At 59.8% G+C, this 18,432-nt stretch carries 7 protein-coding genes; 2 read left to right on the top strand and 5 right to left on the bottom strand.

The features are described 5' to 3' along the window. The first annotated feature begins 30 nt into the window (after window positions 1-30). Entirely contained in the window at window positions 31-906 is an 876-nt protein-coding gene (cynR, locus tag AD668_RS18185; RefSeq protein ID WP_053160935.1) for a transcriptional regulator CynR, read from the top strand. 161 nt (window positions 907-1,067) lie between these two features. Here cynR and AD668_RS18180 read toward each other — a convergent pair whose 3' ends face one another. The 5 genes from AD668_RS18180 to AD668_RS18160 form a co-directional block, all read right to left on the bottom strand. Continuing rightward, window positions 1,068-1,397 carry a hypothetical protein gene (locus tag AD668_RS18180; RefSeq protein WP_053161360.1) on the bottom strand — a complete coding sequence of 110 codons (330 nt, stop codon included), beginning with the start codon at window positions 1,395-1,397 and terminating at the stop codon, window positions 1,068-1,070. Window positions 1,398-1,919: 522 nt separating this feature from the next. Then, window positions 1,920-2,423: a GNAT family N-acetyltransferase gene (locus tag AD668_RS18175; RefSeq protein WP_053160933.1), complete on the bottom strand. Its 504-nt coding sequence runs from the start codon at window positions 2,421-2,423 to the stop codon at window positions 1,920-1,922. A 52-nt stretch (window positions 2,424-2,475) separates the two neighbouring features. Next, entirely contained in the window at window positions 2,476-3,804 is a 1,329-nt protein-coding gene (locus tag AD668_RS18170) for a TolC family outer membrane protein (RefSeq protein WP_053160931.1), read from the bottom strand. A gap of 1 nt (window position 3,805) precedes the next feature. Next, complete coding sequence (locus AD668_RS18165) at window positions 3,806-5,137, bottom strand: HlyD family type I secretion periplasmic adaptor subunit (RefSeq protein ID WP_053160930.1); 1,332 nt, start codon at window positions 5,135-5,137, stop codon at window positions 3,806-3,808. Between the two features lie 6 nt (window positions 5,138-5,143). After that, window positions 5,144-6,880: a type I secretion system permease/ATPase gene (locus AD668_RS18160; protein WP_053160929.1), complete on the bottom strand. Its 1,737-nt coding sequence runs from the start codon at window positions 6,878-6,880 to the stop codon at window positions 5,144-5,146. A gap of 673 nt (window positions 6,881-7,553) precedes the next feature. On the opposite strand from AD668_RS18160, the gene AD668_RS18155 reads away from it, so the two are divergent. Continuing rightward, the gene (locus AD668_RS18155; RefSeq protein ID WP_053160928.1) at window positions 7,554-18,398 is read left to right on the top strand and encodes a peroxidase family protein; all 10,845 of its coding nucleotides are present in this window, start codon (window positions 7,554-7,556) and stop codon (window positions 18,396-18,398) included. Window positions 18,399-18,432 lie beyond the last annotated feature (34 nt).

The following is an 18,432-nucleotide window of genomic DNA, read 5'->3' as shown; positions in this document are numbered from 1 at the left end:
TATAAGCATCGCCTATAGATGAGTTTTCCCATGCTGCTTCGCCATTTGCGTTATTTGCTGGCAGTCGCCGACCACGGTGGTTTCACCCGAGCCGCCGAGGCGCTGCACGTGTCCCAGCCGACCCTGTCGCAACAGATCCGCCAACTGGAAGAAACCCTGGGTGTCAGCCTGTTCGACCGTACCTCGCGCATGGTCAAACCCACGGATGCCGGTGAGGCGTACATCGAGTGCGCGCGCCGGGTGTTGGTGGAACTGGAGGCGGGCAAGCGGGCGCTGCATGACGTCAAGGACCTGTCTCGCGGCAGCTTGCGCCTGGCCATGACGCCGACCTTCATGGCCTATCTGGTAGGGCCGCTGGTACGGGACTACACGGCGCGTTATCCGAATATTCATCTGGAGATTTTCGAGTTGTCGATGGACGACATCGAGGCGGGTCTGGCCGATGATTCGCTGGATGTAGCGATTGCATTTGATCAAGTCAGAAACAACGAGATCGAGTCGATTCCGACCTTTACCGAGAACCTGGGATTGATGGTCGGGCGTGATCATCCGATGTATGAACGTCAGGCTGCCTTATCTGTCGATTCGCTGGCGCAACTGGAGTTTGCGTTGCTGACACCGGACTACATCACTCGCACGTGTATTGATGAGTACTTTGCCCAGCGCCACATCGCGCCCAAAGTGGTGATTGAGGTCAATTCGGTCAACACGCTGCTGGAAGTCGTTCGCAGCACGGCCATTGCCACGATCCTTCCGGTCGCCATCGCCCACCGGGACCGTGCACTGCACAGTATTCCCTTGACGGGGGCGCCTCAGCGCGGGGCCGCGTTGCTTCGGCGCAAAAACAACTATCACAGTGCGGCGGCACTGGCGTTTATGGAACTGCTTAGAGGCTTCTCTTTGTAGGCATTGCGATGTGGCGATCCGACTTGCCAGAGAAGAAGTCCGCAGGCTTGATGCAAAGTTCAAGGCCGCCTTCGCCAGCAAGCCGGCTCCTTCCGGTAAGCACGCATTAAAAAGGGCCTGCTCTTTATGGGAGCAGGCCCTTCTGGTGAATCAATCAATAATCAATACAGACGATCAATCACCCGAACTTCGTTCTGGTTCTGCATCGAGGCCCAAGCCTGTTTCAGGGTTTGCAGAACACTCCCGATAAAGTCCTTGTCGGCCGCCGCTTTCTTGCCGACATAACCCTGGCCGCGACGGTACATCTTCAGTCGGGCCAGCAGGTTCTGGTTGTTCTGGTCGAACTCGGCTTCATGGGCATGTGGCGACAGGCAATCGATATGAACCTGGCCCGACTTGCTGATCCAGAGAATATGGTTGTCGTGGCTGTCTTTTTTAGCCGCGAACATACGTGCCAGTTCTTCGATAGTTGGTTGATTGTTCAGATTCATCATATAAACCCCTTGACCAATTGGTGATCTTTCAAAGTTGATTCGCTAATACAGGTAGCCCATCGGTTAGTTGATCCCTGGCACCGAAACCAGGACGTCAGCGTTCGACCGCCTTATCGGGCGGGGTCCTGCGTCTGTTGCATGTAGTCGTGTTGAATAACTGCTACGCAATAGCGTCACAACGAAGAGAAGCGGCGAAACCTGGAAGTCACTGCCGACTTTTTCAGGGTCGGCCACAAGCTTCATGAGGATGGCTCGCCAAGTCTTCTCGCCCTTGTACTGGACGTTCAGGCCAGGTCAGCTTCTTCAATCTGCCTTGTGGGCAGCGTGTATCCGGGGAAAACAGCTCGGCGGTCAGACGAGCTTGCTCAAACGTGTTGCCTGTTCTCCCGATCGGGGAGACGTCTGCATCATGCAAGGGCAAATCGAAGGCGTCAACGGTTTTGTAGTGAATATTTTCAGTCACTACATATTGTCGGACAAAGCTGTTCGGAATTAGAAAACGAGACGTCAACGTGCCGTTCAGGGTGATGGCAGCGAAGACTCAAAGCGATAAAACGTGCAGGGACGCTCATCAACTGTTAGCGCGTGCCGGGTGAAAGGCCCGGCGCAGAGCGTTGGCATCACTGCAGCCCAAAACAGCCGCGCTGGCGGGTTGGCCTCGATATGGAAAATCTGCCATTGACCGGGGAGTCGGCTCAAGAGGGTAGACACGACAAAACGCCCGACACCCTGGCCACGAAAGCGTCGACTGATAAACAGGTAGCCCATGTTGTACCGGGCGCCTTGCAGATGGGTTTCGTCATCCACGGTTACGAAGCCCGCCAGTTCTTTGTTGACCTTGATCAGAAACGCTTGGGTCGTTGGTTTTCGCCAGTAGTCCTGCAGGGGCTGAATATTGAAAAAACCGTTCTCTCCCAGTTTCAGCGGTAGCCATTCGCTAAAGTCGTAGGTGTAGAACTGCATCAGGTTCTCGATGGTTTCAAGTTCATCGCGTTGAGCAGCGTGCAATTCGATTGAAGGCATGGTGAGGGCTCCTGATCAGCAGGCGCGAATGCGCTTGCGGTACAGGATAGTGTCAGTTGGTGACCAGCAGTTCCGGGCCGAGGTAATCGTTGATCTGATTGATATCGTCGTCGCCCAGGCTGCCCACCGAAGACGCCAGGCGCAGGCGCGACATCAAGTAGCGCAACTTGGCCTCGAACAGATCATGGCGCGCCACGAAGAGCAGCTCTTCGGCATTAAGCACGTCCGAGTTGGTGCTGGTGCCGCCTTCTTTGAAACCCTTGCGTGCCGAGGTCAGTGAGCGTTCGTTGGACTCGACGGCTTTCTCCAGCGCGCGAATGCGTTTGGCTCCGCTCTGTACGCCGCGGAATTCACGGTGGGTGCCAGAGATGACTTCCTGTTTCGTTGCGTCGAGTTCGTCCATGGCCTTGCTGCTGTTGGCGCTGGCCTGGCGTGTCAACGCGCTGACGCCGCCGCCGCTGAACAACGGGAAGTTCACTTCCAGCCCGACAGAGCCGTAGTGGTTGCGTTGATTCAACTCGGAGAGTGATTGGCTTTCGCCTGCGGTGTAGCCGGCAATGAAGTCCAGCGTTGGCCAGTGCCCGGCCTTGGCGCGTTGCACTTCCTCTTCGGCAAGATCGTGGCTATGACGGCGCGCATGGATCAGCGGGCTATCGGTCTGGGCTTTGATCAGCCAGTCCTGCACATTGCTCGGCAGCAGGGGTGGTGTGTCGAAACTTGGGCGCAAGGTGGTCAGCGATTCCGGGGGCTCACCGATATATTCCTGCAGCTTGAGCCGCGTATTGACCAGATTGTCCTGCGCTTCAATCAGCTCGGCCTCGGCGAGGTCGCGGCGAGCGACCGACTCGTCAATATCGGTGACGGTGCCGGCACCCAGTTCCATACGCCGCTTAGCCGAGGCGAGTTGCTCTTCGAAGGCACTGAGCTTGGATTTGGCCAGGACAATCGTTTCGCTGGCCAGAAGCACGTCGAAATAGCTTTCGGCCAGGCGCACCGCGGCGTCCTGACTCTTGGCATCGAACACCGCGACACTGTAATCGGCACGTTGTTGACCCTGACGGTACTCGGCCATCTTCTGTTTGTTGAACAGCGGCTGACGCAAGCGCACGTTTGCGCCCTTGGAGTTGTAGTCGAGGTCTTTATCGATACCACTCTGGCGTTGGCTGCCATTGACCTTGTTGTCGTAAGCCGAAGCATTGATCTGCGGCAACAGGCCGGCCACGCCGATGGCGCGATTTTCCGCGCCGGCTTCTTTTTCATGCACCGCGGCCTGGTAGACAGGGCCTTGGTACTGCAACAGATCCCAGGCTTGTTTGAGGTCCATGGCGCTGGCCGGCAGGCTCAGACTCAGAAGGCAGAAGAACAGGCAATGACGGTCCATTTCATTGTTCCTTGAAAGAGCTGTCCACACGTTCGAGCATCGGCTTGAGAAGATAGCTCATCATGTTGCGCTCGCCAGTCTTGATGGTGACGCTGGCGGGCATGCCGGGGCGAATGTGATTGCTGCCAAGCAGATCCATGCCATCGGGCGTGACTTCCACCTGGGCCAGATAGAACGGTTGCTTGCTTTCCTCGTCCAGCAGGCGGTCGGCGGAAATGGTCTTCACGCGGCCTGGGATGTTGGGCGTCTGGGCATGGTTGAACGCCGGGAACGCTATGTCCACGGCGAGGCCAGGGACCATCTTGTCGATGGCTTGTACCGGAATCATTGCGTCGACTTGCAGCGGTTCGTTGACCGGGACGATTTCCATGATCTTGAAACCGGGCTGAATGATCCCGCCGACCGTGGCGATGCTCAGGGAGTGGACCATGCCATCGATCGGCGAGCGAATGACCGTGTGGGAAACTTCATAGTCCAGCGCGCGCAAGCGGTCGGCCAGGGTGGTGTTTTCCTTGGCGGTGTCGGTCAGCTGCGATTCGACCTCCTTGAGGTAATCGTGCTGGCGCTGCAGGATGCGCAGCTTGATTTCGGTGGTCTGGCTGCGCACGCGAGCGATGTTATTGAGATTTTCTGCCTGGCCGGCGGAAAGGTCGGCATTGCTGCGCTCCAGTTCAAGCAGGCGGTTGCGCGGCACATAACCTTCGGCTGCCAGTACGCGGGTGCCTTGCAGTTCCTGATTGAGGAAGTTGATCTGCGAGGCGCGAGCGCCGTAGACCTGCTGCAGGCCCTTGAGCTGCACCGCCGATGCCACGAGGTTTTCCTGCAGGATGCTGATTTCGCCAGCGAGACCGGCGCGCCGGGTGTCCAACAGGCGCTGTTGCAGATCCATGGCGGCTACCAGACGGTGGTCGTCGCCGAAACGCTCGAGCAGCATGGGGTCGTAGTTCACCACAGCGTGGTTATCGCGTTCCGCTTCCAGACGATTTTCCACGGTCTTGCTGACGATGTACTGGGCGCTGACCGCACCTTGTTCAGCCAGTGCGCGCAACGAGTCGAGGCGAACCACCTCCTGACCCTTTTTTACCATGTCACCTTCGCGAACGAGGATAGCCTCCACGGTGCCGCCGCTCAGGTGCTGCACGGCTTTGCGATTGCTGGTGACTTTGACCGTGCCGGTGGCGACTACGCCGGCATCCAGCGGCGCCAGCCAGGACCATAGCAGGAAGCCGCCGAAGCCGGCGATCACCAGCCACACGCCCCATCGCGCAGGTTTGCCGACATCCAGATCGATGACGCTCTTGGGGTCGCTGCGAATCATCTCGGTGTGTTGCATGATCGATCACTCCCGTGTCTTGACGGAGGCCAACGGAGTCGACGCGCCGGCAGGTATCACACTGGCTTTGCGCAGCGCGGCGAACACTTCGTCGCGGGTGCCGAGCATCTGCACGCCGCCGTCACGCAGCATCAGCACTTTGTCGACGGCGCAAAGCACGTTGGGGCGGTGGGAAATCAGAATGACGGTAGCGCCGCGAGCCTTGAGTTCGGCCATTGCGTCGACCAAGGCTTTTTCACCGACGTCGTCGAGGTTGGCGTTCGGTTCATCCAGCACAATCAGATTGGGTTCGCCATACAGTGCGCGGGCCAAGGCGATGCGTTGCTTCTGGCCGCCGGAAAGCGGGCTGCCATCGGCGCTCAGGTGGGTGTCATAACCCTGCGGGAAACGCAGGACCATTTCGTGTACGCCAGTGCTTTTGGCGGCGCGAATGACCGCGTCGCTGTCCACTTCACCAAAGCGTGCGATGTTGTCGGCGATGCTGCCCTCGAACAGCTCCACGTCCTGGGGCAGGTAACCGAGCCAGGGACCCAGTTCAGCCTTGTTCCAGGTGAACATGTCCGCACCGTCCAGGCGCACCTTGCCGGCCTGCGCTGGCCAGACGCCAACCAGCAAACGGGCGAGGGTGGATTTGCCCGAGGCGGAAGGGCCGATCACGCCAAGGCTTTCGCCTGGCACAAGGCTGAAGCTCACGCCGCGCAGAATCGTGTTGTTGGTGCCGGGCGAACCGGCGTACACGTTTTCCACTGCGATCATGCCCATCGGCCGTTGCAGCGACATGCTCGGTGGGCGGCGCGGATTGTCACGCAGCATCTCATTGAGCCGGCCCCAGGCCGAACGGCAGCCAAGCAGTTGCTTCCATGATGCGATGACCTGTTCCACCGGTCCCAAAGCACGACCGGTGAGGATCGAGCAGGCAATCATCATCCCCGGGGTGATCTTGCCTTCAATCGCCAGCAGCGCACCGGCGCCGAGAATCAGCGACTGCAAGGTGATCCGCACGAAGCGCCCGGTGCTGCTGATCACGGCGGCGCGGTCGGAGGCCAGGGTCTGCATTTCCAGAATGCGCAAATGGCTGTGGTACCAGCGCTTGCTGATTGACGGCAGCATGCCCATGGCCTCGATGACCTCGGCGTTGCGCAAGTTGTTGTTGGCATATTGGGCGGAGGAGAGGGCGGCCTGATTGGCTTCGGCCAGGGGTTTTTGCGTCGCCTTTTCGGTGAGATAAGCCAAACCCATGAGAATCAGCGAGCCGATCAGGGTGAGCAAGCCGAGCAGCGGGTGGATCATATAAGCAACCAGCAGGTAGATCGGCGTCCACGGCGCGTCGAAGAAAGCGAACAGGGAGTTGCCGGTGAGGAACTGGCGTACCTGCGCGAGATCTTGCAGAGCCTGGGCCGGGTTACCTCCGGCGCGATTCAGGTTGCGCTCGAATGCGGCAGTGAAGACGCGACGGTTGAGGTCCATGTCGAGGCAGTTGCCGACCCGGATCAGCAGGCGGGTGCGGATCATTTCCAGGGTGGACATCAGCAGGAACAGGCCGATCACCAGCACCGTCAGCATCGTCAATGTTGTGACGTTTCGACTGACCAATGCCCGATCATAGACCTGAAGCATGTACACGGCTGGCGTCAACATCATGACGTTTATGACGCCGCTGAAGCCTGCCAGGGAGTAAAAACTGTGACGCAGGCGAAAGAGCGCGTCAGCCAGTTCAGAGCGGGTGCTCGGCGGCTTTTGCATTTGGGGGCCTCCCTCTTCGAAAGCCAATTGCATGACGGTGCAACGGCTAAAAGTCTAACTAATTCAGTAGGTAGCTATTCAATGCGCAGGCGGGTCGCTCTGTTGGCGAGGCTCCAATCACTGCTTTGCTCCCACAATCGCAGCGTAGGTGGCGTTGTAACAGTCTGAAATATCTTTTCGCTCTATAGCTACTTCAGTCTTTCTATATATCTTTTTAAAACAGCTATTTATGGATCCTATTTGCCGGTCGTCCGTTTTAATGACGTTAAATTGACAATCTTTTCTTCTGCAACTTTAGTCTCTGTTATCGGAGGACTTGCGCCTGAATCCTGTCAACGTTTTGTCAGTGTGAGAGGCGGTAGATCTTCTGAGGGAGCAAAAAAATGTCGGACCTTTCGTACTCTCGCAGAGTGAAAGGGCTGTCCAGGAGGTTCGCCTTTTCTTCCAGTTTCCATGGCCCACCCAGGGTCACGGATCGCTCTGCCTGATTGCTTGGCAAGCAATACATTTCGCGAATTCCAGGCGCGTATCCCGGGTCCCGGGTAACGGTTTCCTGCGCCAGCGCTCGCCAAAAAAACAAGAACCAACACACTGCGCAAGCCTGCACCTGACTGGGCGCGGAAGGATTGTTTCGTCCCGTGCTCTTCCCCAGATAGATCGAGGGCAATCGAAAATGGCTAATTTCAGCAAGTCGGACCTGGAGTTCATCCTCAAGCAAATCTTCATCGCAGAGGCGCATGCCGATGGCACCAGCCTGAGTGATTTGTTACCCAACACTCAGGTGCCATATGGCCTGCGTACCGTTGATGGCAGTTTCAACAACCTGGTCGCCGGGCAAACCGAGTTCGGCGCCGCGGACAACTCCTTCCTGCGCCTGCTGGATGCCCAGTATCGAGCGGCTTATGCCGCATCAGGGACCGTGATCGACCCGCAACCCCGGATCATCAGCAACCTGATCGCCGACCAGACCGCCAGTAACCCGGCCGCCGTTGCGGCGAACGGTGGTGCCGATCCGGTGATCAGTCCCGGTCTGGATGGTGTCTTCGGCACCGAAGACGACAAGCAGGTTTTTTTCATCCCCAACGAGTCGCCGGACGTTGGCCTGACCGCCGGTTTCAACTCGTGGATGACCTTTTTCGGCCAGTTCTTCGACCATGGTCTCGACCTGGTCACCAAGAGCAATCTTCCTTCTGAAATCGTGTTTATTGCGTTGCAACCGGACGATCCGTTGTTCGTGCCGGGCGGCCCCAATTTCATGGTGCTCTCGCGTGCAGTGCGCGCAGCCGGTGCGGACGGTGTGATGGGCACGGCCGACGATAGCCAGGTCAACACTACCTCGCCGTTCGTGGACCAAAGCCAGACCTATAGCTCACACCCGTCGCATCAGGTGTTCCTGCGCGAGTACGTCATCAATGCGGCAGGTGATCCTGTGTCCACGGGGCGTTTGATCACCAATCGCAATCTCGGTGACGACGGCAAATTCGGCACGGCCGATGACAGCGACAGTGGCAATGGCGGCATGGCCACCTGGGCAGTCGTCAAGGCCCAGGCCCGCGATATTCTCGGTATCAACCTGACCGACGCCGATGTGCACAGCGTGCCGCTGCTGGCAACGGATGCGTATGGCAACTTCCTCCGTGGGCCCAGTGGCATGCCGCAGGTGGTGATGCGCGTCGGTAATGGGGCTGACGGCACCGCGGGGACGGCTGATGACGTCACGCAGCTGGTCGAAGGCAACCGGGATGCGCCGATCAGCCTGGCCAACGCCGTGAGCACCGGGCATGGCTTTCTCGACGACATCGCGCACAACGCAGCGCCAGTTGTCGTCGGCGGCGTTCTGCAGGCGGATGCTGACACCGATGTCGGCAATGCGCAGGACGTTGGCACGCAAGGCAATAACCTGACCTATGACAACGAACTGCTCGACGCGCATTACATCGCCGGCGATGGCCGGGCGAACGAAAACATCGGCCTGACCGCCGTGCACCACGTGTTCCACTCCGAACACAACCGCCTGATTCAGCAAACCAAGGACACCCTCCTGGCCGCTGGCGATCTGGCCTTCCTCAATGAGTGGCTGATAGACGACGTCGCCGCCATACCGACGACAGTCGCCGACATCGCAGCGTTGGTCTGGGATGGCGAACGCCTGTTCCAGGCAGCCAAGTTCGGCACCGAGATGCAGTACCAGCATCTGGTGTTCGAGGAATTTGGCCGGACCCTTCAACCGCAGATCGACGCGTTCCTTGCACCCAACGGCTATGACACTTCGATCAACCCGGCCATTTTCGCCGAGTTCGCGCACGTGGTGTACCGCTTCGGTCACTCGATGTTGACCGAGACGGTGGATCGCTTCGATCCCGAGTTCAATCCGCTTCTCACCGATCCTGCCAACCAGGATTCGCAACTTGGTCTGATCGCCGCCTTCCTCAACCCGCTGGCGTTCGCCGGCAGCGGTGCGACTGCGGACGAAGCGGCCGGGGCGATCATTCGCGGTGCGACCCGCCAGCTCGGCAACGAGATCGATGAGTTCGTCACCGAAGCGTTGCGCAATAACCTGCTCGGCCTGCCGCTCGATTTGCCTGCCCTGAACCTGGCACGTGGTCGAGAAACCGGTATTCCCACGTTGAATGAAGCGCGTCGCGAGTTCTATGCCGCTACCGGTGACAGCCAACTCAAGCCGTACATCAGCTGGGCCGACCTGGCGGAGAACCTCAAGCACCCCGAGTCGCTGGTCAACTTCATCGCGGCGTTCGGTACCCACAGCGCATTGACAGCGGCCGACGTGGATACGCTGGTCGAGATGCGTGCGGTCGCGGCTGCCCTGGTGTTTGGCGGTACTGCGGTGATCAATTCGGGCACGCCCGAGGAGCGAACCTTCACCGCCAATCTGGCGGATCGCCTGGACTTTCTGAACAGTGCGGGCATCTACGCGATGAACAATGGCGTCACCACCACCGGCGTCGATGACATCGACTTCTGGATCGGTGGCCTCGCCGAGAAGAAGATGCCGTTCGGCGGCATGCTCGGCTCGTCGTTCAACTTCGTGTTTGAAACCCAGATGGAAGCGTTGCAGGACGGCGACCGGTTCTATTACCTGTCGCGTACCGCGGGCCTGAACTTCGGTACCGAGTTGGAAAACAACTCCTTTGCCAAACTGATCATGCTCAATACCGATGTTACCCACCTGTCGAACACTGTGTTCCTGACGCCGACCTTCACCCTCGAGGTCAATCAGGCCAATCAGTTCACCGACCTTGGCCTGGACGGCAAAGCAGATCCGACGGGCGGATTGATGATCAACGGCGTGGAAATCGTGCCGCTGGTGATCCGCAACAACCCCAATACCGCAGGGACCGATAGTAATTTTCTGCAGTACACCGGTGAGGATCATGTTGTCCTCGGCGGCACCGCCGGCAATGACATCATTATTTCGGGTGACGGCGATGACACCGTTTATGGCGATGGCGGCAATGACCGCCTCGAAGGCGGCGCGGGCAACGATGCGGTACTGGGCGGGGCGGGCGATGACATCATCAGCGACTCGTTCGGCGATAACCGTCTGGAAGGGAATGCCGGTAACGACGTGATCGTGGCCGGCAGCATGGCTGGGGCCGGTAACCTGATTCTGGGCGGCGACGGTCAGGACTTCATCATCACCACCGAAGACATCAGCACGATCTTCGGCGGTCAGGGTGACGATTTCATCCTCGGTGCCAAGACCAACCTGCCCGCTACCGGTGGCGAAGGTGATGACTGGATCGAGAAGGGCACCCAGGACGGGGCGCCTGGCGATAACGCCTCGCCGCTGCTCAATGACGACGTGATCGGCAACGACGTCTTTGTCGGCGGTCCTGGTTTCGATGAAATGATCGGCGAGGGTGGCGATGACATCTTTGTCGGCAGCGATGCCCAGGACAACATGGACGGCATGTCCGGTTTCGACTGGGTGACCTATAAAAATGACCGGATTGGCGTGACCGCCGACCTGAGCATGGCCGCGCTGGCGCAGCCCCATGGCAATGCGCCCAACCAGAACACCGGGGTGTTCAACCCGGTCGGTGCCTCACCGGCTTCGATCCTCGACCGCTTTGCCGAGGTCGAAGGCCTGTCCGGTTCGCAATTCGGTGACGTGCTCAAAGGCGATGATGTCGATGCCGACACCATCATCAACCACGGCGGTACCACAGGCAGTGCGCTGACCAATGTGGCGTTGATCCGGGGGCTGGCACAGTTTCTCTCCGATGCCGGCTTGCCGACCACCGGTTTTGCCACGGGCAACATCATCCTTGGCGGCAATGGCAGTGACTTGATCGAGGGTCGCGGTGGCGACGATCTGATCGATGGCGACAAATGGATCAACGTCAGAATTGCGGTCTATGGCCCGAATGACGTCAACCATACCGGCCCCGAAGTCGCCAGCTTCAACAGCATGGAAGACATGATTCCGTTCATGCTCGATGGCACCTATAACCCGGGCCAACTCAAGGCTGTGCGGGAAATCCTGCCCGGCACCTCGATAGGCGGGGCAGCTTTCGATACCGCCATTTTCTCCGGAGTTCAGAGCGAGTACACGGTCACTCAGAACACTCGCGGCACGGAGACTCTGACGGACGATGTGTGGACGGTGACGGATACCGTCGCGGGTCGCGACGGCACCGATACGCTGCTGCATATCGAACGCCTGCAATTCTCCGATGGTCAGCGAGAGCTGGTGCCGGGGCTCAATGCACAACCGACGGGCAGGCCGACCATCGCCGATGGAAACGGCGGAGCAATCACGGTGGGCGACACGCTGACAGTCAGCTCAGCCTTGGTGCGTGACACCAACAACATCTCCCCGGCTAATCCGTTGGGTACTCTCAACAGTACCTCGGTGTCCTACTACTGGCAGTTCGAGGCCGACCCAGCCAGCGGCGTGTTTGAGGACATCATTCTGTTGCCCGCCGGTGACCTGGCGTTCCAGAGTGCCGACGGCACCACGTTCAAGGTCTCTCCTGACCTTGCCGGACTGACGTTGCGGGTCAAGGCGATTTACCAGGACGGGCATGGCACTACGGAGGTAGTGTTCTCGCAGCCAACGTCCGTGGTGGCTCCCGGCGCGGCGGTCACGCCAACGACGCCGGCACCTGTAGGTGATGCAACCGCGGGTGGCGAAGGGCTGCACATGGTTCGCTCCGACCTCAACTTCATTCTTGATCAGATCAAGATTGCCGAAGCAGACGCGGCCGGTCAGGACATTCTCTCGCTGATCCCCAACATCCGTTCGGCGTTGGGCCTGCGGGCAGTCGATGGCTCGAACAACAACCTGCTGAACCTCAATGGCATCAACAACACCGAGTTTGGTGCCGCCGACAACCTCTTTCCGCGCATTAGCGATCCGGTGTTCAATTCTGCGGAGGGTGTGGGTGCCGGCTTCTTCGGCCCCGGTTCGCCGGCGTTTAGCGGCTCATCGTATCAGCAGACCAGCGGTGCTGTGTTTGACTCGCAGCCGCGCACCATCAGTAACCTGATCGTCGACCAGACGTCGAACAACCCGGCCGCCTACGCCACGGCGCACGATGTGGGTGCGAACGGTACGCTCGACTTCGGCCTGACAGGGCCAGGCAATGACGACGTGCTCAAGGATGGCGTACGGATCGTCGCCAGCCCAGGCATGGATGGAAAATTCGGTACGGCCGATGACCATGATGTGTACCTGTTCGAAAACACCACGGCGGATGCGGGATTGTCCGCGCCGTTCAACGCGTGGATGACCTTCTTCGGGCAGTTCTTCGATCACGGTCTGGACCTGCTCACCAAGGGCGGTTCGGGCACCGTCTACATCCCGCTGCAACCGGATGATCCGCTGTATGTGCCAGGCGGCAACACCAACTTCATGGTGCTGACCCGCGCAACCAACCAGCCAGGGGCGGATGGCGTTCTTGGTACGTCCGACGACATCCATGAGCACACCAACACCACCTCGCCGTTTGTGGACCAAAACCAGACCTACAGCTCGCACCCCTCGCATCAGGTGTTCTTGCGCGCTTATGAGCTGACTGACAATGGCCCCATAGCGACCGGCCGGCTGATCACCAACCGTGACCTGGGCGCTGATGGCAAATACGGGACCTCGGACGACGCTGAAATCGGTGGCATGGCGACCTGGAAGGTGGTCAAGGCGCAGGCTGCCGACGTTCTGGGTATCCGCCTGACGGATGCCGATGTCGGTAACTCGCCGTTGTTGGCGACCGATGCCTATGGCAATTTCATCAAGGGGCCGAACGGCTTCCCGATGGTCGTGATGAAGGGGCTCGATGGTATTGGCGGCACGGCAGATGACGTCCTTGTCGAAGGCGATCCGACTGCCCCGATCAGCCTGACCAATGCCGTACGCACCGGACACCAGTTCCTCGCCGACATTGCCAACAGTGCAGCGCCGGTGTTCAGCGGTGGTGTGCTGGCTCCTGATATCGATAACATTGCAGGCAACACGGTGCCATCCAATCCGCAGACCGGGGCCAACCTGGTTTACGACAACGAATTGCTGGATGCGCACTACATTGCAGGCGACGGCCGGGTCAACGAAAACATCGGCCTGACTGCCGTGCATGCGATCTTCCACTCCGAGCACAACCGCCTGGTTGCGCAGACCATGGACACCGTGCTCGATTCGGCGGACCTGGCCTTCCTCAACGAGTGGCTGCTCACTCCGGTGAGCGCATTGCCAGTCAACCAGGCTGAAATCGATGCACTGGTGTGGAACGGCGAACGTTTGTTCCAGGCTGCCAAGTTCGGCACCGAGATGCAGTATCAACACTTGGTGTTCGAAGAGTTTGCGCGGACCATCCAGCCCAACATCGACCTGTTCTTCGCACCGACCCAGGTCTATGACGTCGACCTCGATGCCTCGATCGTCGCCGAGTTCGCCCATACCGTGTACCGGTTTGGCCACTCGATGCTGACCGAGACCGTCGACCGCTACGATGTGGACTTCAACGTAGTGGGCGATCCGGCCAGCCCTACCAATCCCGATCAGCAACTGGGCTTGATTGCGGCGTTCCTCAATCCATTGGCGTACGCCGCCAGCGGGGTGACGCCAGAGGATGCAACCAGCGCGATCGTTCGTGGGGTGACTCGGCAATCCGGTAACGAAATCGACGAGTTCGTCACCGAGGCGCTGCGCAACAACCTGCTCGGCCTGCCGCTCGACCTGCCGGCGATCAACATCGCCCGTGGCCGTGATGTGGGGATCCCCTCACTCAACGCGATTCGCCGCGACATCTACAGCCAGACCGGTGATACCCAGCTCAAGCCTTACACCAGTTGGGTGGACTTGTTGCAACACCTCAAGCATCCGGAGTCGTTGATCAACTTCATCGCTGCCTATGGCACACATGACACGATCACGGCGGCGACCACGCTGGAAGGTAAGCGCGCGGCAGCGATGTTGCTGGTGTTCGGTGGCGCAGGTGCGCCGTCTGATCGCCTGGACTTCCTCAATGGCACGTCTACCTGGGCCAACGTAACTCGGGCCGGCAAGGATGGGGTACTGGGTACCGCCGACGATCTGAAGGGTGTAACTATCACGGGCGTCGATGCCATCGACCTCTGGATCGGCGGTCTGGCCGAAGAGAAAACCCCGTTCGGCGGCATGCTCGGTTCGACCTTCAACTTCGTGTTCGAGAACCAGCTGGAAAAACTGCAGGACGGCGACCGCTTCTACTATCTGGAGCGTACCTCTGGCCTGTCGATGAATGCCGAGCTGGAAAGCAACTCGTTCGCCAAGCTGATCATGGCCAACACCTCGGCTACGCACTTACCGGGCCTGGTGTTCTCGGACCCTGGGTTCTATCTGGAAGTGGACCCCAGCAAGCAGTTCAACGAAGGCCTGGGCAACGCCGATCCGCTTGGCGACAACAACGAGCAGGTGGTCTTCCGCGACAACACGCTGACCGTCGGACCGGACAGCAACTACATCCGCTACACGGGCGCAGAGCACATCGTGCTGGGCGGCACCAACGGCGCAGACATTCTGGTCTCCAGTGAAGGCGACGACACGGTCTGGGGCGATGGCGGCAACGATCGCATCGAGGGCGGTAACGGCAACGATCAGCTGCGCGGTGGTGCCGGCGACGACATCATCACCGATGTCGGCGGCGACGATAACATCCAGGGCGGCGACGGCAACGACGTGCTGCACGGCGGCAATGGCGTCAACCTGATCATCGGCGGGTTCGGCAACGACTTCATCGTTACCGGTGAGGACGCTTCCGATGCCATTGGTGGCCAGGGCAACGACTTTATCCTGGGCAGCAAAGCCAACGAGCAGGACATGGGTAACGAAGGCGACGACTGGATGGAGAAAGGCACCTCGGACGGTGCGCCAGGCGATAACTTCGACCCGTTTGGCAACGACCCGATAGTCGGCAACGATGTCTACATCGGCGCCGGCGAGAACGATAAGTTCAACGGCGAAGGCGGTGACGACATCATGGTCGGCAGTCTCGGCTTGGGTGACCGCTATATCGGCGGCTCCGGCTATGACTGGGCGACGTTCAAGGGGCTTGCCCAGGGGGTGAGCATCGACTTCACCGACCGCTTCTTCGATGTACCGCCGGTGCCGGGTTCAGGTGCTTCGGCACTGGTGCGCTTCGACATCATGGAAGGCCTGTCGGGTTCGTCCCACGGTGACTTCCTGCGCGGTGACAACGAAGATGCCGCTTCGCTGCCTACCGCCGGTGCAACCGGCAGTGTGCTGACCAACATCGACCTGATCGACGGCCTGGCGGATCTGCTGCCTGCCGGCGCGACGTTCTTCGACGGTGGCAACATCATCCTCGGTGGCAGCGGCAGCGACCTGATCGAAGGCCGCGGCGGTGACGACATCATTGATGGTGACAAGTGGCTGAACGTACGCATCAGCGTACGGGCAAACCTTGATGGCACGGGCCCGGAAATCGCCTCGTTCGACAGTATGGAGCCGATGGTGCCGTTCATGTTGAACGGTACTTACAACCCTGGCCAGTTGGTCATCGTGCGGGAGATTCTGACCGGCGATGACAAATTCGACACAGCGCTGTTCTCCGGTGTTGCGACGGACTACAACATTGTCGTCGAGGGTGACACGGTCATTGTGACCGACACGGTAGCAGGGCGTGATGGCGTCGATCGGCTGACGGGCATCGAGCGTCTGCAGTTCTCTGACGTGGCGCAGTCGTCGGGCGTGGGCACGGCGGTGAACGCCGGTCCGTCGGGTCACCTGGCGATCCTTGATGCGACTTCTGGCGTACGGGACGACACCCCTGTCGCCGGCCAGTTGCTGCGTGTGAGCGATCTGCGGGTGCACGACGCGGACAATGTCAGTGCGACCAACCTGACCGGTGCGGTTGCAGGTCCAGTGTCTTACTACTGGCAGGTCGAAAACGTTGTCGGTTCGGGCGTCTATGAAGACATCACCTTTCTTGCCGCGGGTGAGGCATCGCGGGCGGTCGGCACTACGTACCGGGTGGCGGACGATGTCGCGGGGCTGAACATCCGTGTCCGGGCGGTGTATCAGGATGCCAAGGGCACGCTGGAGATCGTCGATTCATCGCCAAACAGCACAGCGAGCGCAAGGCCGACGGTCACCGGGCTTTTGGTGCAGAACCAGCTGTTGACCGCTGACCCATCGAGCATCATCGACGTTGATGGCCTGAGCAACCCGCAGTTCACCTTCCAGTGGCAGGCGACCAACGGGGTCAACTTCGTCAACATCCCGGGCGCCACCGGTAGCACATTCTCACTGACCCAGGCTCAGGTCGGGGATCAGGTGCGCGTGGTGGTCAGTTACGTGGATGACTTCGGTGTGCACGAAAGCATTGCGTCCGACCCCTCGGATCCGGTCGCCAACGTCAACGATGCGCCGACAGGTGCGTTGCTGATCAGCGATACGACACCTGCCCGAGGACAGGTGCTGACCGCGCTGACTGGCGGGATTGCCGATGCGGACGGGCTGGGCACCTTCAGCTTCCAATGGCAGCAAGGTACCGGTGCTTCCTTCACCGACATCAACGGAGCGACCGCTGCGTCCTTCACCCCTGGTGCGGCGCAGGGCATTCTGCAATTGCGGGTGATCGTGCGCTACACCGATGGCTTCGGCAAGCTGGAGTCGTTGACCTCTGTGGCAACTGCGGCGATCACGGTTCCGGCTGGTGTGGTATTGCAGGGCACTGCGGCGGCAAACCTGCTTACCGGCGGCGCCGGTGACGACGTGCTGATTGGCCTCGGTGGGAACGATACGCTCAACGGCCTGGTCGGTATTGACCAGTTGTTTGGTGGCACCGGCAACGACATTCTCAACGGCGGAGACGACAACGACATCCTCAATGGCGAGGCCGACAACGACACCCTCAACGGGGGACTCGGCGCGGATGCCATGAACGGTGGAACCGGCAACGATACCTTCGTGGTCGATAACGTCGGTGACACCGTCATTGAGGCGGTGGGTGGCGGTACCGATCTGGTGCAAACCAGTCTGGCGACCTACCTGCTCAACGCAAACGTCGAGAACCTGACCTATACCGGTACCGCCAACTTCACGGGTAACGGTAATGCGCTGGCCAACACCCTCACCGGCGGGGTCGGAAACGACGTCCTCAATGGCGGTGCGGGTGCTGACCGGATGGTGGGTCTGGCCGGCAACGATTCCTACGTCGTCGACAACGTCGATGACGTGGTGGTCGAGGCGCAGGGTGGCGGTACGGATTCCGTGCAGACATCGCTGGCCAATTACTCGCTCAGTGCCAATGTCGAGAATCTGACCTACACCGGGGTCGGCAACTTCACCGGCACCGGCAATGGGTCGAACAACGCCATCACCTCCGGGGCGGGTAATGACATTCTCAGTGGCGGCGGCGGCGATGACATCCTCACCGGCAACGGCGGTAACGACACACTCAATGGTGACGGCGGTAACGACCAGCTGTTGGGTGGCATTGGTACCGATACCCTGAGCGGCGGCACGGGTGATGACAGCCTCGACGGCGGTGACGGGGCCGATGTGCTCAGTGGTGGAACAGGCAACGACACGCTGCTCGGCGGGCTGGGCAATGACAGCCTGGATGGCGGTAACGGCATTGATCTGCTCCAGGGAGGCGATGGCAACGACACGCTGCTCGGTGGTAACGATAACGACATATTGCTGGGCGGTATCGGCAATGACTTTATCGATGGCGGTAATGGCAACGACAGGGTGACCGGTGGTGCTGGCAACGACACGATGGTTGCCAGCGGTGGCAACGATATCTTCTTGTTCTCGGCGGGCTTCGGGGTTGATCAGATCACCGGCTTCGATGCCAACCCGGGGCAGGGTGGCCAGGATCGGCTGGATATTTCCGGGTTCAACATTACGGCTGCAACCTTTGTCGGCAATGTCACCATCGCCGATGTCGGTGCCGATACCTTGATCAGCTTTGCCGGTGCTGACTCCATCCGCCTGGTAGGGGTGGGCGACGCAACAACCATCACGACCACGGACTTCATTCTGGCTTCTTGAGGTCCAGATCAGTTCTGACGCAGGAGCGTCAACA

The sequence above is a fragment of the Pseudomonas sp. P1.8 genome (genome assembly GCF_001269805.1).
Classification (GTDB): domain Bacteria; phylum Pseudomonadota; class Gammaproteobacteria; order Pseudomonadales; family Pseudomonadaceae; genus Aquipseudomonas.
The sequence above is the reverse complement of the archived record's forward strand: the minus strand, read 5'-3'. Positions and strand labels throughout refer to the sequence as shown.